Consider the following 26729-nt stretch of genomic DNA (forward strand, 5'->3'; position numbering starts at 1 on the left):
GAAGCATCAAGCCCCTCTCCAACGGGAGAGGGGTTGGGGTGAGGGTACGCAGACAAGTGATGCCCATCGCCCAGCCCTCCCCGCAGCGGGCACTGCACACAGCACTCAGCAGCGATCGAAAAAAATCTTCACCCCAGTTAACCCCGTTTGCCGCACTGGCCCGTTTACTCAACAGAGGCGCAGTGCACGGCGACCTCGGACGGTCCGTTGTTCACCCATCCCTTTTCGCCACGCAAAGGATTCCCATGCCCCGTCACAGCCTTCTTGCGCTCGCCTTGCTGCTGAGCGCCTGCTCGCACGAGCCGACCCAGCCGAACAGCGACAGTTCGCGCACCACCGTGCTGCCTGCAACCGCGCAGCCATCGCCATCCACCGCTTCGACACCCGCGCAGATCGAGGGCAGTCTCGCAGCGCCTGCCCTCGCCCACCCCATGCAGCCGCCGTCTGTGCCGAGTCCAGCACCGGCACCATCGCCATCCGCAATGCCGATGCTGATGCCGATGCCGATGCCAGCAGCGCCCATCGCACTTGAGGCCTCCGTTGCACAGCGGGCGCCACGCGCCAAGTGGGTCGCACAACGCCCAATACTCGACAACCGCATGCCGATGCCGCTGGTCCTGCCGGCACCGACCGAAGACCGCGAAACCTATCAAACGCTGCGCGACAACCCGATCGTGCAGACCGCGGCGAATCCGGTGTCCACCTTCAGCATCGACGTGGACACCGGCAGCTATAGCAACGTGCGGCGCTTCCTGAGCGCAGGCACGCTGCCGCCGGTGGACGCCGTGCGTGTGGAAGAGCTGATCAACTACTTCCGCTACGACGACCCCGCACCCACCAATGGCCAACCGTTCGCCGTGCGCACCGAACTGGCGCCCACGCCCTGGAACAACGACAGCTTGCTGCTGCGCGTCGGCATTGCCGGCCGCGACATCGCCAGCGCCGATCTGCCGCCGGCCAACCTGGTGTTTCTGGTCGATGTCTCCGGCTCGATGGACTCGCCCGACAAACTGCCGCTGCTGCAATCCTCGCTCAAGCTGCTGGTGCGTCAGTTGCGGGCGAAAGATCGCATCACCCTGGTGACCTATGCCGGCAACACCGCAGTCGTGCTGCCGCCCACGCCCGGCGACCAGCAGGGCCGCATCATCGAAGCCATCGACAGCCTGCAATCGGGCGGATCCACCGCCGGCGCCAGCGGCATCGAACTGGCCTACAGGGCTGCCCAGCAAGCCTATCTGCGCGGCGGCATCAACCGCATCCTGCTCGCCACCGATGGCGACTTCAATGTCGGGGTCACCGACTTCGATCAGCTCAAGGGCATGGTCGCCGAAAAGCGGCGCTCCGGCGTGGCGCTGTCCACGCTCGGCTTCGGCACCGGCAATTACAACGAAACGCTGATGGAACAGCTGGCCGATGCCGGTGACGGTGCCTACGCCTACATCGACTCGGCGCTGGAAGCACGCAAGGTACTGACCCACGAGCTCGGCGCAACGCTGGCCACGATCGCGCGCGACGTCAAGATCCAGGTCGAATTCAATCCGGACACCGTCAAGGAATACCGCCTGATCGGCTATGAAAACCGCGCACTGCAACGCGAGGACTTCAACAACGACCAGGTCGATGCAGGCGAGATCGGCGCCGGCCACACCGTCACCGCGCTGTATGAAATCACCCCGACCGACGGCCACGCATCGGTGGACCCGCTGCGCTATGCCAACACCGCCACACCTCGAAAAGTGCGTGCAATCGACAGCGAACTGGCGCACGTCAAACTGCGCTACAAACTGCCCGATGCACAACGCAGCCAGTTGCTCGACACGGTGGTCCACAGCAATCAGCGCCGGGCCTTGAACGCCACCAGCGATGCCTTCCGCTTTTCCGCCGCAGTGGCCGGGTTTGGCCAGCGCCTGCGTGGCGGCACTCAGCTGCACGGCTGGGATTATCCGCAGGTGCGTGCCCTGGCCGCGGCCAGCCTGGGCAGCGATCGCTTCGGCTACCGCGCCGATTTCCTGCAGATGGTGCAGCAGGCCGATGCACTGAGTAGCCGGCCAATCGCAACCACCGACTGATGCGCGCGGCACCTGCCTATACTGCGCGCATGCAACCTGCAGACCTTGCGCATCTTCCCGACGAGGAGCTCATGCTCCTCGTCGCCAATGGCTTTGTCGAACAGCCGGCCACCGAGTTGTTCACGCGTCACAACCGCGCCCTGTTCAACTTCCTGGCCTGGTTGTGCGAAGGCAACCTGAGCGAAGCCGAAGACCTCGCGCAGAAGACCTGGGTCAAGCTGATGACCCGCTGCAGCGACTACCGCCCCGGGCAGGCCGCCTTCACCAGTTTTCTGTTCCAGATCGCGCGCAACGGCTGGATCGACACCCGTCGCAGCGCCTCTCACAGCACCTCGGTGGCGCTGGACGACGCCCATCTGCAGCTGCCCGATGACGATCTGTCGACCGAGCAGCTGGCCATGCTCGGCCAGCAACACCATCGCGTGCGCGCCGCGGTGATGGCATTGCCCGACGCACAACGCGAAGTGGTGGTGCTGCGCTTCTTTGCCGAGCTCGGCGTCGACGAAATCGCCCAGGTGATCGGCGAAGGTTTCGAGACCGTCAAGAGCCGGCTGCGCTATGCATTCGCAAAGTTGCGCCTGAGCCTGGACGCGACCCGATGAGCCAGTCCTTCAAACGGTTTGTCGCCGGCAGCGACGGGCTTGCCGCACTGCTGCGTGCACTGCCGGCGCATACGCCGCCAGCGTCGATGCAGGCGTGGTTCGCACAGGCCGCACGCAACGCCGATGCCGAACGCGCGGCAGTGCATCCAACGCAGGACACCTTGCAGTTCGAAGCACCCGCCACGATGGCGGCGATGTTTGCGGCCGCCGCCGCGCAGGCGGAGCAGGCGCAGGCCGTACGGCGTGCTGCCGTGCAGGCGCGTCTGGCACAGGGCCAACCTATCGATCAGGCCGGGACGACGAATCTGAGCGAGTCCGCGCGTGCGTGGATCGCCGCGCAACCGCCACACGCCGATATGGCAGAGCTGCGTCCGACCGCGGGCGTGGCCGCAGCAGCAGCTGCGTCGCTGGCTACGGCGGCACCGGCATCTGCGCAGGAAGCCGGAGCTGCCGCGCTTCCCGGGCCTGATAGCGCGTCCACATCCACCTCCGATGCATCGGCGCAGGCGCAGGCATCAGCAGCCACAGCAAGCTCAAATCCCGCCCCTGCCGGCAACGCAGCCGCCCGCCGACGCAGCAGCCGTCGCCCGCGCTGGATGCCGACGCTGGCCTTCGCTGCATCGATCACCCTGGTGGTCGGCATCGGATTGCAGTGGCAGGCCGGTCAGCCCTCTGCGGAAGCGCCGGCAGCAGCTGCAGTCGGGACGGCAGTCGTCGAACCGTCGACAGTTCACCCAGCCAGGCGCGCGCCTGAGCAGGTCGATCCCGGCGCAGAGCATGTGTTGGTTTTGCCTGCGATGCCGGCACCAGCGGATGCCGAAGTCCCCGAAACCGCAGCGCGCCCGAGCGCGGCAGCGCCCTCCCCGCCGCCAGCGCCGTCCCCCCTGCCATCGCCCGCCTTGGCCCCGGAACCAGTCAGTGCAGCGGCGCCTGTAGCGCCTGCGCCGTCATTCGACTCCGCACTCGACGCCGAACCCACGCCAGGCACTGACCTGCAATCTGCCGACGCGCAGCCATCTGCGGCGCCTGCGCCAGCTCCGGCTCCAATCGCCGCACTCCCCGAGGATGCGTCGGTAAGTGGCTCGCTCGCAGCCAGTGCCCGGCGCAGCGCGCCTGCAGCACTTGCACCCATCCCGCCCTCGCCAGCACCGGCATCACTGCCGGCCCCACCGCCGTTGACCGAGCAGGCGCAGATCGTCATCAGCGCAACAGACGGCACGCTGCAATCACGCGCGCCTGGCGCAGGCCAGCCTGCACCGCTGCGTGTGCTCCATGCGCCGTTGGCGCAGACGGACGCCGCCCGCGCAACACCGCCAACCAGCCAACCAGCCTTCAGCACCACGGCGGTCGACGCCGGGATGTCTCGAGCAAAATCTGCCCCGGTGCGCATCGCGCCGATAAAGCGCGCCATGCCCCCGGCCGACTGGCTTGCGCGCCACGCCGCTGCCGACGATCACGCGCCGGCTCGGATCCGCATCCTGGCCGCCACACCCGATGCACCCGAGGTGCAGGACTGGGCCAGCCGACTGCGCGCGCGCCTCCGGCAACGCGGCTGGTCGACACAGGTGGAGGTCTTGCAGGATGCAGGGCTCGAAGCCGACCAGCTGCGTGTCGAGCCGCTGACTGTCACGCCCTAGGTCACCGCACCGCGCGCACCGCGCGCATCGCTGTACCCGCCTGCGCAACCGGGCTCACGCATCCGCCGCCGGAGCGTCGTCGCGCAACCTGCTGGTCAATACATGGTCGCGCCAGATACCGTTCAATTGCAGATAACGGCGCGCATAGCCTTCGATCTGGAATCCCAGCCGCTGCAGCACACGCGCACTGCGCAGGTTGTCGGGGACGTATTGCGCCATCACCCGATGCAGGCCAAGCGGGCCGAAGGCAAACCCGATGCCCTGCGTGGCCGCCCACTGGATCAGGCCGCGCCCCTGCTGCTGCGCATCCAGGCCATACCCGAGATGACAGCCCTGGAAGGCACCGCGCTGGATCTGGGTGAAGCCGACCGTGCCGATCACCTGTGCATCGCGCAGCAACACCAGTTGCAACTCGCGCTCGCCCGGCACCGCGGTGCGGTAGGCGATGCTCAGCCGGCGCCAGCCCTCGGTGGTGTAGAACGCCGGTGGCCGCAGCGGCATCGCCGCGGCCAGATGCGCGCGATTACGGCTGTGGTAATCGGCCATCGCGGCCGGATCGACGATGGCCAGATCGCACAGCAGCACACCGTCGGCGTGCTCGACCGGCGCGAAGACGGGAAGACTCATGACAGCCGCGGGCGCACCTTGCGCGCGTCATGCGTGTTGTGTGGAGCAGGCTGACACATACGGATCACGCCCCCGCAAACGGTTGCCCTACGGCAGCAAGACATCCCAGCCATCTGCCGTGTCGGCATGCACTGCACGCAGCGCGGCGGCACTCGTCAGAGCAGCGCGGCCCCTACCCGATCCTCGTCCCGGCACTGCCCGCAACTGGGCAGCGTCGTCGCCCGGCAATGGCGCTTTAGGCGGCAACCGCCGCAAGCGCCTGCGCAACCTGTGCCTCGATCGCATCCAGGTTCGGCAGCAGCGCACTCTGCTCGCCCAGCAGCACGCGCATGTGCACGCCGTCGGGCAGCGCATCTTCAGACGCGTCGGCCAGCAGGCCGTCGCGCGGCACCGAGATCAGCTGCGGGAACGAGGCGGTGAGCAAGGCGAAATACGGCAGCACCGGATTGCCGCCCAGCGCCTTGAGCACGATCACCTTGTTGTTGACCGCCGTAGGCTCCTCGCCCATGCCGCTCAAGCGCGCAAACGACAGCAGCGGCACCTTCCAGCCGTACCAGTCGATGCGCCCGACCACCCAGCGCGGCATCTCGGCCATCGGCTCGACCGCCACCCGCGACATCACCTCGGCCACCGTGGCGTTGGGCAGCAGCACGCGCTCCTGGCCGGCCTGGATCAGGACGCCGCGGATTTCGTCATTGTTGGCGTAGCTCATCGCACCTGTTCCGTTCTTGAGAGGAAGCGCCCGGCTTATGCCGGCCAGCGCTGCGCCAACGCCTGCGCCAGCTGCGCAGGGTCGCCGGTCAGAATGCCCTGGCGCGCCAGACGCGCCGCCGCGGCCGGGTCGTAACAGCCGTCGGCGGATTGACCGGCCAGCCAGCCGCCCTGCTCGGCCAGCGCCAGCGCGGCCTCGACCAGCGCCTCGTTGGCACCGCTGAGCATCAGCACCGCACTGTCGGTCGGCGGCAACGCGGCCACCAGCCCGGCCGGATCGGCCTGCGCGACAAACGCCAGCGCGCCGGCATGTTGCTGCACGCCGATGTCGTCGGACAGCACGTAGACCTTGCCCGCTGCGATCACCTGGCCGGCTTCGCCCAGTTCGACCGGCAACGCCGACACGCGTCCCATCTGCCGCACCAGGTTGCCGTACTGGCCGCCATCCAGGGTCATGCGCACCAGCACGGCGCGCGGAAACTCCGGCGGCAGCGCGGACAGCAGGCGACGGATCGCATCCGGGCCGCCGATACCGGCCAGTACCAGCACCGCACCGGTGGTGTCACCGGCCTGATCCAGCTCCACCAGCGACAGTCCGCCGGTCGACAACGCGTCCATGTTCAATTCGGCACGCGGGCGCACCACCACCGCGACCTCGTCGACCAGGCCCCAGGTACTGGAATCGCCCAGCGTCAGGCCCGGCGTGTCGGACGCGGCCTCGGACGTGTCCACGCCCCGTGCGAACAAGGCATCGCCGGGCACGCTGTCGAACGCATGCGCGGCTGCCTGCAGATGCTGGTCCAGCTGCAGGTCCGAATGCTGCCGCGGCGCCAGTTCCAGGCCCGGTTCGGGCTGCAGCGACGGCTCGCTCTCGGTGCCTGGCGGCAGTACGTCGGCATGGCCATGCAGCTTGGCGGCCAGATGGCGCACCCAGCGCTGCGCTTCCCAGCCCTCGCGACGCACGGTCAGCTCGGCCTCGTCGAAGATCACCGTGACGCCGGGCATGTTGAAGGCCGGCTCCAGCGCTTCGAGCGCGTCTTCGATCGACGGCTCCAGCGCGACCAGCACCGCCACCGGCTCGGCATCGCGCAGCATCTGCACATCTACCGCGGAGGGCTCGTCTTCCAGCACCACGTGGGCGCCAGCCAGGCCGAGCGCTTCACGCAGCCGCTCGCGCGCCTGCCCGGGGCGGCCCAGCAGGGCGACCGGAGTTCCCATTGCGCCATTATTCTCGGACACGGGCGATCCCCAGCAGGTCATACACGTTTCGCATCAGATCCAACTCTTGGTAAGGCTTGCCCAGGTAACGTTGCACGCCGATCTCGAAGGCGCGCTGGCGATGCTTCTCGCCGCTACGCGAGGTGATCATCACGATCGGCACCGCCTTGAAGCGCGGGTCGGCACGCATCGCGGTCGCCAGCTCGTAGCCGTCCATGCGCGGCATTTCGATGTCCAGCAGCATCAGGTCGGGCACGCGCTCCTGCAGCAGTTCCAGTGCCTCGACACCATCGCGTGCGGTGGTGACATCCAGATTATGGCGTTCCAGCACGCGGCTGGTGACCTTGCGCATGGTCAGCGAATCGTCCACCACCATCACCAACGGCACCTGGCGCTGCGATTCGGCCGGGGTTTCCGGCGCCGGACGCGCCGGCTGGCTGAGATAGCGGCGCACCAGCGGGGCCACGTCCAGGATCACCACCACGCGGCCATCGCCGGTGATGGTGGCGCCGTAGATGCCCGGCACCGAAGCGATCTGCAGGCCCACCGGCTTGACCACGATTTCGCGGTTGCCCAGCACCTGATCGATCGCCACCGCCGCGCGCAGGTCGCCCGCACGCACCAGCAGCAACGGCACCTGCGCCTGACCATCGGCACGCGCGGCGGCCTGGCCGACCAGCGAGCCAAGATCGTGCAGCACGTACTCCTCGCCGGCGTAGTGATAGCCGCCCTCGCCCGACTCGTAACGGCTGCGCGAGATGCGGCCGATACCACTGACCGACGCCACCGGCACCGCGAAGGTGGTATCGCCGATGCGCACGAACACCGCCTGGGTGACCGCCAGCGTCTGCGGCAGGCGCAGGGTGAAGGTGACGCCCTGGCCGCGCACCGAGTGGATGTCCACCGAGCCGCCCAGCTGACGCACTTCGTTGCGGACCACGTCCATGCCCACGCCACGGCCGGCCAGCTGGCTGACCTGCTCGGAGGTACTGAAACCGGAGGCGAAGATCAGCCCATCCAGTTCGGCCTCGCTGAGTTCCTGGCCGGGTTCGATCAGGCCGCGCTGCTCGCCGCGGCGACGGATCGCCTCGCGGTCCAGCCCGGCGCCGTCGTCGGCCACTTCCAGCACGATTTCCGAGCCTTCGCGGCGCAGACGGATCGCGATGCTGCCCTCTTCCGGCTTGCCCGCGTCGCGCCGTTGCTCCGGCGCTTCCAGACCATGTGCCACCGAGTTGCGCAGCATGTGTTCCAGCGGCGCGACCATGCGATCGAGCACGTTGCGATCGAGCTCGCCCTGGGTACCTTCCAGCAGCAGATGCACCTGCTTGCCGGTGTCGGTGGCGGCCTGGCGAACCACACGGCGCAGACGCGGCACCAGGCCGTCGAACGGCACCATGCGCGCACGCATCAGGCCGTCCTGCAGCTCGGAGCTGACGCGCGACTGCTGTTGCAGCAGGCCGTCGTATTGACGCGAGAGATCTTCCAGCACGCCCTGCAAGCCGCCCAAGTCGGCGGCCGATTCGTTCAGCGCGCGGCTGAGCTGCTGCAGGGTGGAGAAGCGGTCCAGTTCCAGCGGATCGAAGGTGCGATCGCCCTGATCCTGCTCGCGCTGATAACGCGCCACGATCTGCGCTTCGGTTTCCAGATCCAGACGACGCAACTGGTCGCGCAGACGGGCGTTGGTGCGATCCAGTTCGCCCATGGCGCCGCGGAAGGCACCCATCTGCTGTTCCAGGCGCGAGCGGTAGATCGCCACTTCGCCGGCGTGATTGACCAGGCGGTCGAGCAGGTCGGCACGCACGCGTACCTGTTCCTGCTGCGCGCGCGGCAGCAGTTCTTCCTCGACCTGGCCGTCGACCGGGATGGGCGCCGACAGCGGTGCCGGTTCCACCGACGCCTTGGCGATCGCACGCACATCGGCGTCGCTGGGCTCTGCGGCATTGCGGCCACGGGTGCGGGTTTCGAAGGCTTCCACCAGGTCGGTCGGCATCGCCACGGCGCGGTGCATGCCGGTGCGGGTCAGCAACTGATGCAGGCGGTCGAAGCCGCGCTCGAACAGGCGCACGTCGTCGCGGTCGATGTCGGTACGGTTGGCCGCCACCGCTTCGAGCAACGATTCGATCGCATGGCCGAGGTCGCCGATGGCGTTGATGCCGGCCATGCGCGCGCCGCCCTTGAGCGTGTGCAGGTCGCGCTGCAGTCCGTTGAGGACCTCGCGGTCTTCCGGCACCTCGCGCATGCGGGCGATCAGACCATCGCAATGGTCGAGCAGGTCACGGCCTTCCTCGACAAAGATGTCGACCAGTTCGCCATCGAGCTGGTCGAAGTTGAGCGGGCCGGTATCGAAGGCTGCGCCCACGTCGTTGGCGGCGCTATCGCCCGCCGCAGCGTCTTCCACCGGCGCGCTGAAGGCCACGGCTGCGGCGTCTTCGTGTTCGCTTGCGGAGTCGGTAGATTCGACTTGCTCTGTGTGTCCGACCTGTTCGGCGTGATCGGGATACTCGATTTGTTCGGCGTGTTCGACTTGCTCGGGATGCTCGACAGCATCCGTTGCGTTGGCAGCCTCGAACGTCGCGTCTGCGTCTGGATGCTGCGCGTTGACCTCGGCATCGGCATGGGTGTCCGCCTCGGCGTCAACAGCGACGTCCGAATGCAGCTCCGGCGCAATGTCCGACTGCGGATCGCCGGTCTCTTCGACCTGATCGGCCACCTGCGCCATCTCGAAGGCTTGCACCGACTCGATGGTGTGTTCGGGTAGCGCTTCGGCAGCCTGCTGTGCGTCTGCAGCGTGGTCTGCGTCTGCGGCCCGTTCCACCGCTGCAGTCTGTTCTGTCTCCGTAGCCTGCTCTGCTTCAGCCTGCTCTGCTGCTGGAGTCTGCTCTGCTTCTGCAGCGCGCTCAGCTTCCGCAACGTGCTCGACTTCGTCGGCATGCGCGTGCGCGTCCAGGTGTTCCTGCTCGCCCGAATCGCCGTGCGCTTCCCCTTGCGCAGCCTCGTCCGTATGCGCAGGTTCCTGCAGGTGCACCTGCTCGCCCGACAGCGCATGTTCTTCGGAAGACGGATGCTCGCCCAACTGCGCCGTGTCTTGCACCTGCAACTGGTCGCCAAGCTGCGCGTCCGCATCGTCAGGCAACGCGGCATCGCCGTGCTGCGCTGCCTCCTCGGCAGGCAGCTGCGCCTGCGCACCGATAGCCTCGTCGTGCGGGGTGGACACGTGGTCGCCCTGCTCGGTCGACTCGCCATCCAGCGCCACGCTGTCCTGCGTCCAGTCTTCGGTGGTCGCCGCTTGCGTGTGGTCGGCCAGCGGGGCCTGCGCATGCACCGCTTCCAATGCCTCGATGGTCTCGACAGGCGCTTCGTCCGTGGACGCCGCGTCATCGCTCAATGCCGCCTCGGCATCCTGCGCGCTTGTGTCACCCTCGAGCTGCTCGTACTCGGCAGCGTGCTCGCCCGGCGACTGCTGCTCGGCGTCTGCACGCTCGGCAGCAATCTCCCCCGCTTCGGGTGCGGCGAGCGTCTGCGCATCGCCCAACGCGGCTTCCGCGTCGGACAACTCGTCCACTACCACGTGCTCGCCAGCTTCCGGCACGTCGCCTGCGTGCGCATGCGATGCCGCATCGATATGGCCGGCCTGCTGCAATCCGGTCGCATCCCAGGCATCGGCGTCGACCACCGGCTCATCGGCCGGCGTGTCGTGCCCATCGACGCCAGGCGACTCGACTTCGGCTTCGTGCTGGTGCTGGGCAGCATCGCCATGCGACGCCTCGGCGAGCTGCTCCACTCCAGCATCGGAGGCGACTGCATCCCCGGCCGGGGCCTGCGCAGTCTCGACCGAATCAGCAACCTGCTCCTGCTCCAGCGCAGCAACGTCAGCCGTCTGCGTCTGTTCGTGCGGTGCCGGTGCGTCCAGCGCAAGCGACGAGGTGTCTTCGGCCTCGGCCTCGGCCAGCTCGTCCACCGCGATCGCTGCATCGGCATCGGCGTGCGCATCGGCATCCGCTGCGTCATCGGCGGCATGCACGGGCGCGCTGTGATCGCTCGTATCCGACGGCAGCGCGCTGGCGTCCAGATACTGCGACAGATCCTGCGCGCCGGTCAGCTCGACCGCCGACTCGCTGCTGACCGCCATCTCGCCCGGCGCATCCAGATCTTCCAGCTCGTCCAGGAACGCCTGCGGTGGCCACTGCGCTTCCGGCAGCGTCTCCACCAGCGCGCGCAGGCGTTCGCTCAACGGCGCAAACGACGGAATCAACGGCGCATCGGCGCGCAAGGCGGTCACGGTGGTGGCGATTGCCGACGCCGTTGCGGCAATGGCGTCGATGCCCTCCTGCGAGGGGAGCAGCGACGCGGCAAGCAGACGCTTGACGTAGCTCTCGGCCGGCGTGGTCACCAGCGTGATTTCCGGCACGTCGGTCATCGCAAACGCGCCACTCATGGTGTGCACCGCGCGCAGCAATTCTTCGCTTGCCAGCTGCGGCTCGGCCTGGTTGGCCTGCAGCCATGCGTTGACGGTTTCCAGGTGGGTGGCGACTTCGGCTTCCAGGATCTCGCGCAGCACGCTATCCACCGAGGCCGGTGTGCCACCGGTCGCCGCGAACACGCCTGCCGCTGCCGGAATGAAGGCGACATCCGCAGCCACCGGCGTTGCCGGCGCGGCCACGTAATAGACTTCTTCGCCCGCGGCCACACGCTCGGCAACTGCCTGGATGTCCGGCAAGTCGGCGCTGATGCGGCCCTGGTCGCGCAATGCGGCGTTGAACTGCGGCAGCACTTCGTAGGCCAGCTCGACCATCGCCACTACCGCCGGGCTGGCCGGCCGCGAGTTGTCGAGCACGCGGTTGAGCATGCTCTCGATCTTCCAGCTGAACTCGCCGAGCACCTGCGCGCCGACCAGACGACCGCTGCCCTTCAAGGTGTGGAAGACGCGGCGGATCGGGCGCAGGTTGTCCTGGCTGTGTGGCGCGGCACGCCAGACCGGCAGCAGCTGGCCCAGATTGACCAGCTCTTCGTCGAATTCCTCCAGGAACACGTCGCGGATGTCGTCGTCGATATCGCTGTCGCCAAAGCCGCCGAAGATGCCGGCATCGGCACCGGCCTGGGCCGGTTCGCTCGCTGCCGGCTCGGGCGCTGCCTTCGCAGTCTGACTGTCGGTAGCAGTGGTCTGTTGTACCTGCGGACGCTGCACATCGAACTGCGCGGCGGCCGCGTCGAGCTGGGCCAAAAACGCCGTCGATGCGGCATCCAGTTCGAACTGGCTGACCACCGCCTGCTGCACGCGCGGCGCGCTCTGCTCGGCGGCGGCGTCGGCCGGGGCTGGCTGCGGTTCGGGCGCGGAGTCGACGAACGGGTCGTCCAGCTCTTGCGGCGCCACGGGTGGCAGCGGCGGCGGCGAGAACGCATCCTCGATGCTGGTCTGCGCGCGGCCGGTCTGGGCCTGCGCGATGAAGTCCAGCGGTGCCTCGGTCTGGTCGGCATCGCCGGGCAACTCGATCTGCTCGATCTGCAGCGGCGTCGGTTCGGCAACCGCCGGCGTGGCGCTGTCGTCCTGCTCCAGCGCACTCAGATCCACGGTGTAGCTGACCTGCGCGGCATCGGCCGACACGCTGCCGTCCTGCTCGGCCAACACCGGGTCGAACACCGAGGTGGCGATCGGTGCGGCGTGCTCGGTGGTTTCCAGCTGCCAGTCGCCGGGCGCCTGCGCGCCATCGTCGGACAGGTCCAGCGGCGCAACCGTAAACGGCACGTGCGCCTGGCCGGAGACGGTTTCCTCGGCGGCGACCGGGTCGAACGAAAACACCGTGTCGGTAGCGGCAGCGCCGGTGTCGTGCACCACGCTGGCGGCAAACGGCGCCTCGACCACGGTTTCGTTGGCCCATTCCAGCGATGGCGTCGGCGCAGCGTCGTTGGCCGCCAGCGCCGGGGCAGCGGCCTGCTGCGCGAGCGATGCGGCGAGCTGCTCGGCCACGCTGCCCGGCTGGTCGGCACCGACCGGCAGGTCGGACGGCTGGCCCGAGGGCAGCGGCCAGTAGCGCAGCGTTTCCAGGCTGTTGCGGGTGATGTCCAGGATTTCCTCGCGGCCGGGACGGCGCTCGCGCAGGGCTTCCAGGTAGTACTCCAGGCTGGCCATCGCATCGGCCAGGGTGTCCAGCTGGCGCCCGCTGGGCACGCGCTGCTTGCCGATCAGTTCCAGATCGACATAGCGGCGCACGCCTTCCAGGTAATCGGCCGCCTGCGGCAGCTCGAGGATGCGCAGCGCACCGCCGACTTCGCCGAGCAGATGCGGCACGTCGGCCAGGCGGGCGTGGTCCCAGTTGGTCTCGATGAAGGCGACGAAATGCTCGCGCGCCGCACCGAAATTGGCGATCGCCTCCTGTGCCAGCACGTCCACCGTGCGCCGCACTTCCGAGGAGGTGGCGCTGTTGCTGGCTTCGTTGCCGTCGCCGACATCGGCGCCCAGGCTGGCGACCTGGTCATCCAGCGAGGCATCGACATACAGCAGCGCGCCGGCGATATCCAGCAGCACGCCTTCGTCCATCTGCACCTGGCCGTCGACCACGCGCGCCAGCGCATCGCGCTGCTGCACGACCACATTGCGCGCCACGCCCAGGCCCATCATGCCCAGGGTGTCGGCAACGCTGCCGAGATCCTTGACCTGGGTCTGCAGCTCGGCGATCTCGCCGCCGGTACGCAGGTGCAGGTCCAGCGCGTCCTTGACGCGCAGCAATTCTTCCTTGACCGCGTTGCCGACGGTGTCGAGCAACTCGCGATTGCGCCCGCTCAGGCTGCCGCGCGCGTGATCCAGTTCGGCCTCGGTGGCGACGCCGGCCTGCGGATCGAACGCGAACAGCACGCTTTCGCTCAGGCCTGGCTGACCACGCGTGGCACGGATTTCGTTGAGCAGCGGCAGCAGCACGATCGGAATGTCGCGGTGACCGTTCTGCAGACGCTCCAGGTAATCGGGCAGCAGCACGGTGCCGCGCATCAGCATGGCGCAGGCTTCGTCGCGGTCGGCCACCTCGCCGACCTGCACCGCCTGGGCCAGCAGCTCGAGTTCTTCGGCCACCATCGCCGGGGCGTACAGCTCCACCATGCGCAAGGTACCCTGCACCTGGTGCAGATAGCCGGCGCAGAAGCGCATCCGACTGGTGTCGGACGGTTCTTCGGCAAAGTACTCGATCTCGTTGCGCGCCTGGCGCAACGTCTCGTCCAGCTCCGGCTTGACCCAGCCCAGCGCGGCGTGACTCATCGCATCGCGAAGCGCACTCATTGCAGCCCCCTGCCTACGGCCGGGGTACCGCCGAGGCGGCCACCGGTCTGTTCCTGCATCGACGTAACGCTACTACGCGCCATCTGCTGATCCTTTCCCGTTCCGCGTCGTGCTCACGCCGGCAGCTTGAAGTCGGCGACCGAACGGCGCAGATCGGCAGCGAGCTGAGCCAGGTTGCCGATCGACTCGGCCGTCTGCTCCGCACCCTGCGATGTCTGGCTGGTGATCTGACGGATCACGCCCATGGTCTGTGTGATATCCGTCGCTGCGGCCGACTGCTGGTGCGCGGCGATGGAGATGTTCTTGATCAGGTTGTTCAAGGCGTTGGACACGCGCTCGATTTCGGTCAGCGCGGTGCCGGCGTCTTCGGCCAGGCGTGCACCGGACACCACTTCGGAGGTGGTCTGCTCCATCGAGCTGACCGCCTCGTTGGTATCGGCCTGAATGGTCTGCACCAGGCCTTCGATCCGCCGGGTCGCGCCGGAGGTGCGTTCGGCCAGGCGCTGCACTTCGTCGGCCACCACCGCGAAACCGCGACCGGCCTCGCCCGCCGAGGCGGCCTGCACCGCGGCGTTGAGCGCCAGGATGTTGGTCTGCTCGGAAATGTCGTTGATCAGTTCCACGATCGAGCCGATCTCCTGCGAGGATTCGCCCAGGCGCTTGATGCGCTTGGAGGTTTCCTGGATCTGGTCGCGGATCTGGTCCATGCCCTGGATGGTCTCGCGCACCACGCCGGCACCTTCGGCGGCGATCACCACCGAGCGCTGCGCCACTTCGGCCGACTCGGTGGAGTTGCGCGACACCTGTTCGATGCTGGCGGCGATTTCGCTGATGCGCTCGGAGGCGGTGGTGATCTGGTTGGCCTGCTGGCCGGCGGCGTCGGCCAGCTGCATCGCGGTGGCCTGGGTTTCCTGGGTCGACACGGCGACCTTGGCCGAGGTGTCGTTGATCGTGGTCACCAGGTGGCGCAGCTCATCCACGGCGTAGTTGATGGCGTCTGCAATCGCGCCGGTCATGTCCTCGGTCACCGAGGCCTTGACGGTCAGGTCGCCCTCACCGAGCGAGCTGATTTCGTCCAGCAGCCGCATGATCGCCTGCTGGTTGCGGCTGTTGAATTCCACCTGCGCCTGGTAACGCACGTCCTGCTCGCGCGAGCGTACCCGCACCGAGCTCCAGACAAAGCCGATGATCGCCAGCAGCGCCAGCAGGCCGGACACCACGCCCAGCCAGAAGTTCGGAAACAGGCGCGTGTCGCGCACCGAGCCGAACGCCGAGAACGCATCGAACAGCTTCTTGCTGTCGTCCAGCATCTTGTTCGAGCCGGCGGTCAGCGCGGCGGCCGAGGATTGCGCGGCGAACAGGTTGCGCGAGCTGGCCAGGATGGCGTCGACGTCCTTCTTCATCGTCGCCCACTGCGCCTGCGACTGCTCCAGCGCCGACAACGCGGCCGGGTTGCGCACCGCGGCGATGCCCAGTTCGTCGTTGCCCGCGCGCAGGCCTTCGAGCATCTGCGTGAACACCACCGAGTCGCGTGCCAGCGCATCGCCGGAGGCGGCGGCATTGGCGCCACCGGCGCGCATTTCGGTCACCCGGCGCGCCATGGTGCCGGCGACCACGACCTGCTGCAGCGTGTTGTAGATCTGCGAGGCGGGCGCGCCGCTGACCGTCATCGCGCGCACCACTTCGTTCAACTGCGCCTGCAGCTGCGGCACGCTGCCGGAGAAGCGTTCGGCGTTGCCGGACAGACCGAGCACCGCCGGTTCGCTGGCGATGACCTGATCGGCGTTCTTGCTCAGCGGCACCCAGGTCGCCTTGAGCTGGGCCATCGAGCTGGCGACCGAGCCTTCCTGGCCGTAGCGGCCATCCAGTTCGCTGACCGTGCTGTCGATGCGCGCCTTGGTCTCCTTGAACGCGGCAAACGCCTTGGGGTCACCGGAGACCGCTTCGCGGCCCTGGTTGGCCAACTGCTGCGACAGCACCTGCAGATCGGCCGCGCCGGTGCCGGCACCGGCCAGGCGACTGCCCTGCCAGGTGGCGACGCCGGTATTGGCGCCGAACACGATCATCGACAACACCAGCAAACCAAGCCAGAAGCTGGTGCTGACGCTGCCGAGCTTGTTGGTCTTGCGGGCGTCCGGGGCGGTACTCATGGTTCGACCTCGATCTGTATGACGTGGCGGGGTCGCGGCTTAGGCCGCGGCCTGCCGGAATTCAGGAGTGCGCGACAGCAACGCCAGGGAGAACACACCCCAGTCCTGCGTCTCGTTGCGGAAGGCACGGTCGATGAAGTGGGCATAGCGGCCTTGCGCCAACTCGCCGGGTTCGACCGCCTGGACCTGCTCGAAGCTACGCTGGCCGTACAGCTCGTCGATGGTCAGCGCGACGTCGCCGCCGCTCTGGCGCATGATCAGCACGCGCTGGCCTTCCTGCAGCACCGTCCGCCGGCCCTCCAGGAACTGCTTCAGATCGATCACCGGGAACAGGTTGCCGCGCAGGTTGCCCACGCCCAGCAGCCAGGGCTGTGCGCCCGGCACCGGGGTGACCGGCGGCATCGGCACGATTTCCGCGACTTCGCGGAAATCCGAGACCAGCCGCCGGGTGCCGACGCGATAGCCGACGCCGCGCCAGATGTCGGCCGAGAACTGGCGTTCCGGCAGCGGCGTGGCGTGCGCAAGACTACGACGCTCGTAGTCTTCGAGAATGTCGAATGGAGAACGCATCAACGCACCAGTTGTTTGATGCGGGCGATCAGATCGTCTTCGCGCGGCGGCTTGACGATGTAGTCGCTGGCACCTTGCCGCAAACCCCAGGCCTTGTCGGTTTCCATGCCCTTGGTGCTGACCAGCAGCACGGGGATGTCCTTGGTGGCCTGGTCGCGCGCCAATGCACGCGTTGCCTGGAAACCGCTCATGCCGGGCAGCACCACGTCCATCAGCACCAGATCGGGCGCCTGGCTGCGAATCAGCGCAAGTCCCTCTTCGGCATTGTCGGTGGCGACGACCGTATGGCCTGCTTTTTCCAGCCATTGACTGAAGACTGCCCTGTCGGTGGGCGAGTCCTCGATCAATATAATTCGAGCCATGTTGCCTTTCCCCCTGGTCAGGCGTGGACGTACGTGCGAATCGCGCTCAGTAGTTCTTCACGGGTGAACGGCTTGGTCAGATATTGCTCGGAGCCGACGATGCGGCCGCGTGCCTTGTCGAACAGGCCGTCCTTAGACGACAACATGATCACCGGCGTCGACTTGAAGAGCTGGTTGCCCTTGATCAACGCGCATGTCTGGTACCCATCCAGACGCGGCATCATGATGTCGACAAAAATGATCTGAGGTTGCTGGTCGGCAATCTTGGCCAGTGCCTCGAAACCATCGGTCGCTGTCACTACTTCACAGCCTTCCCGCTTCAGCAGCGTTTCGGCGGTGCGGCGAATGGTCTTCGAATCATCGATCACCATCACCTTCAGTCCTGCGAGTTCCCCACCCGCAGCAATGTTTTCTGTCATGCAAATATCCCCGGACGCGCGACGCTTCTTCCCTGCCGGCGTCGCTACGAAACTGCATGTATATCCCAAGACCCGCATTGACTGTCAAGGGTACGTTGCCGGGGGCCCGCCAGGCGGACGTTCCGACCGTGTGCAGCTGCGGGCCGAGCGGCAAGTCGCGCATTCACGACCGGCCGGGCGCGCCATCGCCACCGCTTGAAGTTACCATCGGCAGCCTGTTCTAAAGGTTTAGCTCCCCATGTCGCTCGACGTCGTCGTGGTGATGGATCCCATCGCCTCCATCAAGATCGCCAAAGACACCACCTTCGCCATGTTGCTGGAAGCGCAGCGGCGTGGTCACCGCCTGCAGTATGTGCGTCCGGGCGGACTCAGCCTGCGCGAGGGACGCGCGGTGGCACAGGTCGCGCCCCTGAGCGTGCGCGAGGACAAGGCCGGCTGGTTTACCCTGGGCGAGTTCGCCGAACTGGAATTCGGCCCCGGCCAGGTGGTGCTGATGCGCAAGGACCCGCCGGTGGATGCGGAGTTCGTCTACGACACCCAGGTCCTGAGCGTGGCCCAGCGCGCCGGCGCGCAGGTGGTCAACGACCCGCAGGGCCTGCGCGACTACAACGAGAAGCTGGCCGCGTTGCTGTTTCCGCAGTGCTGCCCGCCAACCCTGGTCAGCCGCGACTCCGCCGCGCTCAAGGCGTTCGTGCTCGAACACGGCCAAGCCGTGCTGAAGCCGCTGGACGGCATGGGCGGGCGTTCGATCTTCCGCAGCGGCACCGGCGACCCCAACCTCAACGTGATCCTGGAAACGCTGACCGACGGCAATCGCAAGCTGACCCTGGCGCAGCGCTTCATCCCCGACATCAGCGCTGGCGACAAGCGCATCCTGCTGGTCGATGGCGAGCCGGTGGACTACTGCCTGGCACGGATTCCGCAGGGCGACGAATTCCGCGGCAACCTGGCCGCCGGCGGACGTGGCGAAGGCCGGCCGCTGTCCGAGCGCGACCGCTGGATCGCCGCGCAGGTGGGCCCGGAAATGCGCCGCCGCGGCATGCGTTTCGTCGGCCTGGACGTGATCGGTGATTACCTGACCGAGGTCAACGTCACCAGCCCCACCTGCGTGCGCGAGCTGGATGCGCAGTTCGGCCTGAACATCGCCGGGCTGCTGTTCGACGCGATCGAGGCCGGCGCGGCGCAATGAGCGCGGCCGCGGCACTGCCGGCTCCCATGGACGAGCGCCGCCGGCTGACCGCGACGCTGGTGATCTCGCTGCTGCTGCACGGCGTGCTGATCCTGGGCGTGGGGTTTGCGGTCAGCGAGGACGCACCGCTGGTGCCGACGCTGGATGTGATCTTCAGCCAGACCAGCACCCCGCTGACGCCCAGGCAGGCCGATTTCCTGGCCCAGGCCAACCAGCAGGGCGGCGGCAATCACGCCACCGCGCAACGCCCGCGCGACAGCCAGCCCGGCGTGGTGCCGCAGGACCGCAGCGGGCTGGCACCGCAGGCGCAGCGTGCGACCACGCTGCAGGCGCCGGAGCCGACCCAGACCCGCGTGGTGGCCAGCCGCCGCGGCGAGCAGGCCGTGCCCACCCCGCAGCCGAATCCGCAGACCGACCTGCCCTCGCCCACCGATGCGCAACGCGTGCAGCGCGACGCGGAAATGGCCCGGCTCGCCGCCGAGGTGCATCTGCGCTCGGAGCAATATGCCAAGCGCCCCAATCGCAAGTTCGTCTCGGCCAGTACCCGCGAATACGCCTATGCCAACTACCTACGTGCCTGGGTGGACCGTGCCGAGCGCGTCGGCAATCTCAATTACCCGGACGAGGCGCGCCGGCGCCGACTCGGCGGCAAGGTGGTGATCAGCGTGGGCGTGCGCCGCGACGGCAGCGTGGAAAGCAGCCGCGTGCTGGTCTCCAGCGGCACCCCGGCGCTGGATGCGGCAGCGCTGCGGGTGGTGCAGCTGGCGCAGCCGTTCCCGCCACTGCCCAGGACCAAGGACGACGTGGATATCCTGCAGGTCACACGCACCTGGCTGTTCCTGCCCGGCGGCGAGCTGCACGACGATCGTTGAGCCGTCGCGCGTCCCGACAGGGACGCGTCTTTCTGCGGCATGCCTTCCCGGCGGACTGCGTTGCCCAGTGCGTTGCGCGCGGCGTTATGCGGCCTGCGCGGCTGCGTACAGCCGGTCGGCCAGCTCGACGATCGCGTCCGCGTCCTGCACGCGCGCGCGCCAGGCGGCGGGAATCCCGTCGATGCCATGGAATGCACCGGCCAGCTGACCGCAGATGGCCGCGGTGGTGTCGGCATCGTCGCCCAGGTTGGCCGCACGCAGCACCGCATCGGCGAACGTGTCGGTGGTGGCGAAGCACCAGAGTGCCGCCGACAGCGCATCGACCACATAGCCGGTGCCGCGGATCCGGGCGGCGGGAACTGCCGCATGGTCGCGCACCGACAACGCACGCAGCGCCGGTGTCGACAGCCCTTCGCAGCGGGTCTGCAACACCTGCTGGCGCTGGCCGCCGAGCAATGCGGCACGCAACTGGAAGGCGAACAGCCGGCAGGCATCCAGCGCTTCGTCGGCAGCATGCGTGGTACACGAACTGTCGGCGGCGCGCTCGCCCAGCTCGGCGGGGCGATGCGCGTAGTACATCGCCACCGGCGCCAGCCGCATCAGCGAGCCATTGCCGGCCGAGCGTGGATCGGTGCTGCCGCTGAAGGCCGGGCCGCCATCCAGATAGCGCTCCAGTGCCTGCCGCACGGTCGCGCCGATATCGAAGCAGCTGCCGGTGCTGCTGAGGTAGCCGTGCTGGTACCAGTTGCAATAGCGGTTCATCTGGTCGGCGGCGTCGAAGCCCTGCCGATACAGCAGGCTGTGCGCTAGGCACAAGGCCATCGAGGTGTCGTCGGTCCACTGCCCTGCGCGCAGCGCGAACGGGCCGCCGCCGCGCATGTCGTCAATCGGTGCGAAGCTGCCCGGGGCACAGAATTCCAGCGTGGTGCCGAGCGCATCGCCCACCGCCAGGCCCAGCAGGCAGCCGCGGAAACGCGCGCGTTGCAGGTCGTCGGTCATGGCGCGGCGCCGGCGGCCTTGGCTGCGCGTGCGGCCTGCTGCTCGAGCAGGGTCAGCGCCACGTTGTCGCGCAGATAGGCCGGTTCCACCCGCTCCGGCGCCACGCCTTCACCGCGCAGCAGCGCGGGCACGGCCAGCGTCAGCAGGTCGGCGGCATGCGGCAATGCGCTGGCATCGATGCTGCTCAGCCGGGTCGCAAATCGTTGTTGCAGCACTGCCTCGGCAGCGGCGAACCCGCTGCCGACACCGGCAAAGCGCTGCAGCGTGTCCGGCACGACGCATTCCTGCGGTGCGCAGACCACTTCCGGCATCAGCTCCTGCAGCGTATCGCCAGCGCGCGCGAAGATGCCGGCGTACACCTCGCCCATGCGCGCATCGATGCAGGCCAGCACCTGCGTCGCCTCGGCGGGCGCGCGCAGGGCCAGCACCTGCAGCGTGGACACCGCCAGCACCGGCACGTCCAGGCCCAGCGCGATGCCCTGCGCAATGCCGATCGCCAACCGCACGCCGGTGAACGCGCCCGGGCCACGACCGACCGCAATCGCGTCGAGCTGGCGGCGCGCGATGCCGGCGTCGGCCAGCAGTTGCTCGGCCCATGGCAGCGCCAGTTCGGCATGGCGACGCGGCGCCAGTTCAAAGCGCTCCAGCACGCGGCCATCCACATGCAGCGCGACGGAACAGGCTTCGGTGGAGGTCTCGAACGCGAGGACTTTCATGGCAGGACCGCAGGCAGGAAGGAGAAAGCTCAGTCGTCGCCAAACGGCAACGCGAGCACGCCATTGTCGCCCACCGGCTCGGCGACGCCAAAGAACGCGCGCACGTCGCCGATCTCGCGGGTACGCGCAAACGGCGGCAGCGACTGCATGAAGGTGCGGCCGTAGCCCTTGTTCACCAGGCGCGGGTCGCACAGCACCAGCACGCCACGATCGGTCTCGCTGCGGATCAGCCGGCCCACGCCCTGCTTGAGCGCGATCACCGCCTGCGGCAACTGCTCGTCGCGGAACGGGTTGCCGCCGTCGCGGCGGATCGCATCCAGGCGCGCTTCGAACACCGGGTCGTCGGGTGCGGCGAACGGCAGCTTGTCGATCACCACCACGCTCAAGGCATCGCCGACCACGTCCACGCCCTCGCGGAAGCTGGCCGAGCCCAGCAGCACGCCGTTGCCGGAAGTACGGAAACGCTGCAGCAAGGTGGCACGCGGCGCCTCGCCCTGCACGAACAGCGGCCACGGCGCGCCGCGCAATGCGTCGGCCGCCTCGCGCAGCGCGCGGTGCGAGGCGAACAACAGGAACGCGCGGCCATTGGAGGCGTCCAGCACCGGCATCAGCGCCGCGATCAGCGCCGTGCCGAATCCGCGTGCGGCAGGATCGGGCAGGTGCGGCGGCAGGTAGCACAGCGCCTGGCGCGCCCAATCGAAGGGACTGGGCTGCAGCAAGGTCACCGGATCGCTCAGGCCCAGGCGCTGCGCGATGTGGTCGAACTCGCCCCCCACCGCCAGCGTGGCCGAGGTGAACACCCAGGCCGCATGCGATTTTTCGCGATGCTCGCGCAGCGGGCCGGACACATCCAGCGGCGTGCGCTGGCAGCGGAACCCGCGCGGGCTGAGCTCGTACCACAGCACATCGTTGTCGACGGTCTCCGGCAGCTCCTGCTCGAAATCCGGTACCGGCGCATCCTCGCCCAGCCACCGCGACAGCCGCGCCAGCGCTTCCTGCGCACGTGCACAGCAGCCATCGAACCCGGGCGAGGCCTCGCGCAACGGCAGCAGGGCCTCGCCGAGCCGCGCCAGCGAGGACAGCACCGCATCGAAACCCTCGCGCACCTGCGGCTTTGCCAGCGCACGCCATTGGGTGCCGCGTGACGGCAGGCCCTCCATGCCCGCACGCAGGCCACGCAGAGCCTCGTCCAGGGCGAGGATCGGCTCCTGCAGGCTGGCCTGCGCACCGGCGACCAGGCGCGCTTCGACCATGCAGTCGCGCGCCAGTTCCTGCCACGGCCGCATGCCGAAACTCTCGCCGAAGAAGTTCGCCGCCAGCTCCGGCAGCTGATGCGCTTCGTCGATGACGAAGGCCTGCGCACCGGGCAGGATCTCGCCGAAGCCTTCCTGCTTGAGCGCCAGATCGGCCAGCAGCAGATGGTGGTTGACCACCACCAGATCGGCCGCCTGCGCGCGCTGGCGCGCCTGCACCACAAAACACTCGCTGTAGAACGGGCATTCGGTGCCCAGGCAGTTGTCGACGGTGGAGGTCACCAGCGGCAGCAGCGGTGAGTCGTCCGGCAGGGCTTCCAGCTCGGCCATGTCGCCGAACTGGGTACGCCCGCTCCAGGCCACGATGCGCTGGAACTGCGAGACCTGCTCGGGCGTGGCAAAGCGCGGCTCGCCGCGCGCCTGCTGGGTGCGGTACTTGCACAGATAGTTCGCGCGGCCCTTCAGCAGCGCGCTGCGCAGGCCGATGCCGAGCGCGGCGCGCACGCGCGGCAGGTCGCGATGGAACAACTGGTCCTGCAGCGCGCGCGTACCGGTGGAGACGATGGTCTTTAGCCCCGACAGCAATGCCGGCACCAGGTAGGCGTAGGTCTTGCCGGTGCCGGTGCCGGCTTCGGCCAGCAGCACATCGCGGGCCTCGAACGCCTCGGCAATGGCGCCGGTCAGGCGCAACTGCGCGGCACGCGGCGCGAACGCATCGAGCTGACGCGCGAGCGCCCCGCCCTCGCTGAGCGCCTCGATGCTGGCAGTGGCAAGTTGGGACATGGGACCGGAAGCTGGGGCAGGAAGCGCGACAGCCTAGCGCGTGCGCGCTGCCGCTGCCTGGGTTGCGCCGGTGGGCCGGTGGCGGCACTGGCCGCGCAGCCGGCGTTTACGCACCAAGATGCGCGGCGTGGCGCCGCTGGCGGTCGTGCGCGAGAACGAACGGCTCGCGTCGAAGCAGATGGGCGCAAGCAACGCAGGCCGCATCACGCTCGCCGCGCCTGTCGTGCAGCAGGCGCAGCCAGCGGCGTGGCCGTGCTCAGTAGCGTTTCACGCCGGGCACCGTGCACCCGGCAATCTGCGACTTGGCCGAAGCGGCGTTTTCCTTCTCTCCACGCGCCAGCCGCGACTGCTCGATGGTGGCCCAATGCCGGCGGCACAGCGGCCCGGTCTTGGAGCCCAGCTCAATGGCCTGTTTGGCGAAACGCTCGGCGGCGGGCCAGTCGGCCTGCAGCACCGCCACTTCGGCACGCTCCTGCAGGATGGCGGGATCGCCGGAAACCAGGCCCACGGCCTGATCCAGCGACGCCGCCGCGCCGGCCAGGTCGCCGGCCTGGCGCTTGCTCTTGGCGGTCTCGCGCAGGTCGTCCACCTGCGGGTCGCGCAATGGCTGTACCGACAGCTCGGTATCGTCGACGCCGGCCTCGCGTTCGATCAGCAGCAGCCGCTGTGTCGGCGTGGTCGGGTCGACCGGGGCCGGCGGTGGCGCAGGCGGCGCGCTGACGCAGGCGGTGAGTGCGGCAGACACGCCAGCGAGGGCAAGCAAACGGTGCAGTCGGTTCATCGGGTCACTCCAGTCAACGTGCAGGTGCAGCCGCGGCGGGTGCCGGCGCGGGGTCTTCCGGCTTCTTTTCCAGACCGAAGAAGCGACGCCAGCCACCACCGCTGGATTGCTCGGCCGGCGCGGATGCATCGCCGGGCACGCCTTCGATCGACGGTGCATTGCCGGCACAGGGGGCGTAGGCCGGCGTGAAGCCGACCACGAACGGGAACTGGCGCGCGCCCGGGCAGCCGGCATCGGTCACGCCGGTACCGGCCGCGTCCACCCACTGCCAGTCCAGGCCCTTGCCACTGACCTTCAACGGCGCACTCGGCAGCCGCGCGAAGATGCTCGACCACACCCGCATCGCGCCGGTGGCACCGTACAGGCCGGTCTGCTCGTTCTGGTCATTGCCCATCCAGATCACCGCCAGGTGGTCGCCGGTGTAGCCGGCGTACCAGCTGTCGCGGCCGTCGTTGGAGGTACCGGTCTTGCCGGCCGGCGACAACCGGCCCAGGCCATCGCCCAGCAACTGCCGCGCAGTGCCGCCGCTGACCACCTGCTGCAGGGCGATGCTGATCAGGTTGGCCGCCACCGAATCGCCCTCCTGCGCCGGCGCCGGGGTCTTGTCGTAGCGCTTGAGCAGCTTGCCCTGCGGATCGAGCACGCCGCGCACCGCATGCAGCGGCTGGATCTCGCCACCGGCGGCCAGGAACTGATACAGCTGCGCCATGCCGTACGGGCTCTGGTCGGTGGCACCAAGGATCAGCGAGGGATTGGTGTCGGCCTTGATGCCGGCCAGTACCTGGATCAGCTGCGCGATGCGCTCCGGGCCGACCTGCATGCCCACGCGCACCGTGGCCTGGTTGTAGGAATGCGCCAGCGCATCGATCAGCCGCACCGTGCCGTGACTGCGGTTGTCGGAATTGCCCGGCGACCAGGTCTTGCCGCGGCTGAGCTGCACCGTCACCGGTGCATCGTCGACCCAGCTGGACAGCGCCCAGCGGTCCGGCGAGGCCAGCGCCAGCAGGTAGACGAACGGCTTGAGCAGCGAGCCGACCTGCCGCTGCGCTTCGACCGCGCGGTTGAAGCCCGGCTTGGCCACGTCGCGGCTGCCGACCACCGCCAGCACGTCGCCGTTATGCACGTCGGTCAGCACCAGGCCGGCCTGCAGCGGTGGGCGCTTCTTGTTGTCCAGCCGCTTGATGGTGCCGGTCACCGCGCCTTCGGCATAGGCCTGTGCGGACGGCGACATGCCGGTGAGCACGCTCATGCCGGCGCCCTGCAGCACGCCTTCCGGGTAGTCGTGCGCCAGCTGGCGCCGCACCAGGTCCACATAGGCCGGGAAGCGGTTGGCCGCGACCAGGCCCGGCTCGGTGGGCACGCCCAGCGGTGCGGCCAGCGCGCGCTTGTATTCGGCCGCATCGATCAGGTTGTTTTCGTGCAGCTTGCCCAGCACGAAATTGCGCCGATCCAGCGCGCGCTCCGGGTTGCGCCGCGGGTCGTAGTAGGACGGCCCCTTGACCAGCCCGATCAGCAAGGCGATCTGCTCGGTGGTCATCGAATTGAGCTCGCGGCCGAACCACAGCTCCGCGCCCGAGGACACGCCATGGATCGCCTGCCCGCCGCGCTGACCGAGATACACCTGGTTGAGATAGGCCTCCAGGATGGTGCGCTTGTCGTAACGCGCCTCCATGATCACTGCGTAGAGAATTTCGTTGAACTTGCGGGTGACGGTCTGTTCCTTGCCGATGCCGAGCAGGCCGCTGCGCGCCAGCTGCTGGGTCAGGGTGCTGGCGCCCTGGCGAACCTGGCCGCCGGAGCGCGCCATGATCCAGGCCGCACGCACCATGCCGCTGAGATCGATGCCGTGGTGGCTGTTGAAGTCGCGATCCTCGACCGCCTGCAGGCCGGTGACCAGCAGCTCGGGCACTTCTTCCATGCGCACCAGGCGGCGCTCTTCCTGCTTCTGTCCGTACAGCGTGGCGATGCGCGCCGGGTCCAGCCGCGCACTCTTGAGCGCCTTGCGGTCGCTGGCGTCGCGCAGGCTGGCCACGCGCCCGCCGGAGAGGCTGACTTCCACCCGCCGCGCAGGCACGCGCCCATCCACATCGATATAGCCGCGGCTGGCGATGGTGAAGCGGCTGCCGTCCTGCTGGTAGGTGCCGGCCAGCTTGGCTTGCCCGTCGTCACGGTACGAGGCGGCGTCTAGCTCGGTCTTCAACGTGGCCGCATCCAGCGCATTGCCCGGTGCCAGCACCAACGGCCGCCCGTACACGCGGGTCGGGATCTGCCAACGCAGCTCGCCAAACCGCTGGGTGACCTGCTTGTTCAGATACACCGTGTAGGGAATCAGAAAACCGAGCGCCAGCGCGAATGCCGCAAAGGCCCAGACAATCAGCCTGCGTTGCCAGCGGGAACCTTGCTCGGTGGAGTCGTCCTCGAAATCGTCGGGAGCGTCGTTGTCGTGGCGTCGGGGCACAGGAATGCGAGAATGTAGAGTCCGGCGAGTCTAGCGCAGCGCTGTC

The 26729-nt window shown here is 68.3% G+C and carries 19 protein-coding genes; 5 read left to right on the plus strand and 14 right to left on the minus strand.

The window, feature by feature from the left end:
• Positions 1-253: 253 nt before the first annotated feature.
• Positions 254-523, minus strand: a complete 270-nt coding sequence (locus ABQ039_RS14240) for a hypothetical protein (protein WP_374057806.1) — start codon at positions 521-523, stop codon at positions 254-256.
• A 76-nt stretch (positions 524-599) separates the two neighbouring features.
• Here ABQ039_RS14240 and ABQ039_RS14245 point away from each other — a divergent pair, with 76 nt between their 5' ends.
• The 3 genes from ABQ039_RS14245 to ABQ039_RS14255 are packed head-to-tail and all read left to right on the plus strand — an operon-like array spanning position 600 to position 4308.
• On the plus strand, positions 600-2069 hold the full coding sequence (locus ABQ039_RS14245) for a von Willebrand factor type A domain-containing protein (RefSeq protein ID WP_374057807.1): 1470 nt from the start codon (positions 600-602) through the stop codon (positions 2067-2069).
• Between the two features lie 29 nt (positions 2070-2098).
• Positions 2099-2671, plus strand: a complete 573-nt coding sequence (locus tag ABQ039_RS14250; RefSeq protein ID WP_104576486.1) for a sigma-70 family RNA polymerase sigma factor — start codon at positions 2099-2101, stop codon at positions 2669-2671.
• The gene (locus ABQ039_RS14255; RefSeq protein WP_374057808.1) at positions 2668-4308 is read left to right on the plus strand and encodes a hypothetical protein; all 1641 of its coding nucleotides are present in this window, start codon (positions 2668-2670) and stop codon (positions 4306-4308) included. Before ABQ039_RS14250 ends, ABQ039_RS14255 begins: the two co-directional genes overlap by 4 nt.
• A gap of 54 nt (positions 4309-4362) precedes the next feature.
• On the opposite strand, the gene ABQ039_RS14260 is transcribed toward ABQ039_RS14255, so the two are convergent.
• The 8 genes from ABQ039_RS14260 to pilG all read right to left on the minus strand — a co-directional run bounded on the left by ABQ039_RS14260 (position 4363) and on the right by pilG (position 17632).
• Positions 4363-4935, minus strand: coding sequence for a GNAT family N-acetyltransferase (locus ABQ039_RS14260; RefSeq protein WP_126966231.1), 573 nt, complete (start codon positions 4933-4935; stop codon positions 4363-4365).
• Between the two features lie 235 nt (positions 4936-5170).
• The gene (locus ABQ039_RS14265) at positions 5171-5647 is read right to left on the minus strand and encodes a chemotaxis protein CheW (protein WP_024940325.1); all 477 of its coding nucleotides are present in this window, start codon (positions 5645-5647) and stop codon (positions 5171-5173) included.
• Between the two features lie 35 nt (positions 5648-5682).
• On the minus strand, positions 5683-6864 hold the full coding sequence (locus ABQ039_RS14270; RefSeq protein WP_349778007.1) for a chemotaxis protein CheB: 1182 nt from the start codon (positions 6862-6864) through the stop codon (positions 5683-5685).
• A 7-nt stretch (positions 6865-6871) separates the two neighbouring features.
• On the minus strand, positions 6872-14131 hold the full coding sequence (locus ABQ039_RS14275; protein WP_184608802.1) for an Hpt domain-containing protein: 7260 nt from the start codon (positions 14129-14131) through the stop codon (positions 6872-6874).
• 113 nt (positions 14132-14244) lie between these two features.
• The gene (locus ABQ039_RS14280) at positions 14245-16281 is read right to left on the minus strand and encodes a methyl-accepting chemotaxis protein (protein WP_016904289.1); all 2037 of its coding nucleotides are present in this window, start codon (positions 16279-16281) and stop codon (positions 14245-14247) included.
• Positions 16282-16320: 39 nt separating this feature from the next.
• Positions 16321-16851: a chemotaxis protein CheW gene (locus ABQ039_RS14285; protein ID WP_003482487.1), complete on the minus strand. Its 531-nt coding sequence runs from the start codon at positions 16849-16851 to the stop codon at positions 16321-16323.
• On the minus strand, positions 16851-17213 hold the full coding sequence (locus tag ABQ039_RS14290; RefSeq protein ID WP_024940328.1) for a PleD family two-component system response regulator: 363 nt from the start codon (positions 17211-17213) through the stop codon (positions 16851-16853). The genes ABQ039_RS14285 and ABQ039_RS14290 overlap by 1 nt, the downstream gene beginning before the upstream one ends.
• 17 nt (positions 17214-17230) lie before the next feature.
• On the minus strand, positions 17231-17632 hold the full coding sequence (pilG, locus tag ABQ039_RS14295; protein ID WP_024711139.1) for a twitching motility response regulator PilG: 402 nt from the start codon (positions 17630-17632) through the stop codon (positions 17231-17233).
• Between the two features lie 238 nt (positions 17633-17870).
• Here pilG and gshB point away from each other — a divergent pair, with 238 nt between their 5' ends.
• Positions 17871-18821 (plus strand): glutathione synthase, encoded by a 951-nt coding sequence (gene gshB, locus ABQ039_RS14300; protein WP_024940329.1) that lies wholly within the window; start codon positions 17871-17873, stop codon positions 18819-18821.
• Complete coding sequence (locus ABQ039_RS14305) at positions 18818-19693, plus strand: energy transducer TonB (RefSeq protein ID WP_065032655.1); 876 nt, start codon at positions 18818-18820, stop codon at positions 19691-19693. The genes gshB and ABQ039_RS14305 overlap by 4 nt, the downstream gene beginning before the upstream one ends.
• A gap of 84 nt (positions 19694-19777) precedes the next feature.
• Here ABQ039_RS14305 and ABQ039_RS14310 read toward each other — a convergent pair whose 3' ends face one another.
• The 5 genes from ABQ039_RS14310 to mrcB all read right to left on the minus strand — a co-directional run bounded on the left by ABQ039_RS14310 (position 19778) and on the right by mrcB (position 26683).
• On the minus strand, positions 19778-20692 hold the full coding sequence (locus ABQ039_RS14310; RefSeq protein ID WP_349778006.1) for an ADP-ribosylglycohydrolase family protein: 915 nt from the start codon (positions 20690-20692) through the stop codon (positions 19778-19780).
• Positions 20689-21408: a tRNA (adenosine(37)-N6)-threonylcarbamoyltransferase complex dimerization subunit type 1 TsaB gene (tsaB, locus tag ABQ039_RS14315; protein WP_184608799.1), complete on the minus strand. Its 720-nt coding sequence runs from the start codon at positions 21406-21408 to the stop codon at positions 20689-20691. The genes ABQ039_RS14310 and tsaB overlap by 4 nt, the downstream gene beginning before the upstream one ends.
• 29 nt (positions 21409-21437) lie before the next feature.
• Complete coding sequence (locus tag ABQ039_RS14320) at positions 21438-23444, minus strand: ATP-dependent DNA helicase (protein WP_024940333.1); 2007 nt, start codon at positions 23442-23444, stop codon at positions 21438-21440.
• Between the two features lie 256 nt (positions 23445-23700).
• Positions 23701-24225, minus strand: coding sequence for a hypothetical protein (locus tag ABQ039_RS14325; protein WP_024940334.1), 525 nt, complete (start codon positions 24223-24225; stop codon positions 23701-23703).
• Between the two features lie 13 nt (positions 24226-24238).
• Positions 24239-26683 (minus strand): penicillin-binding protein 1B, encoded by a 2445-nt coding sequence (gene mrcB, locus ABQ039_RS14330; protein WP_102251495.1) that lies wholly within the window; start codon positions 26681-26683, stop codon positions 24239-24241.
• Between the last annotated feature and the right edge of the window lie 46 nt (positions 26684-26729).

Source organism: Xanthomonas sp. WHRI 6108, from assembly GCF_040202385.2.
Classification (GTDB): domain Bacteria; phylum Pseudomonadota; class Gammaproteobacteria; order Xanthomonadales; family Xanthomonadaceae; genus Xanthomonas; species Xanthomonas arboricola.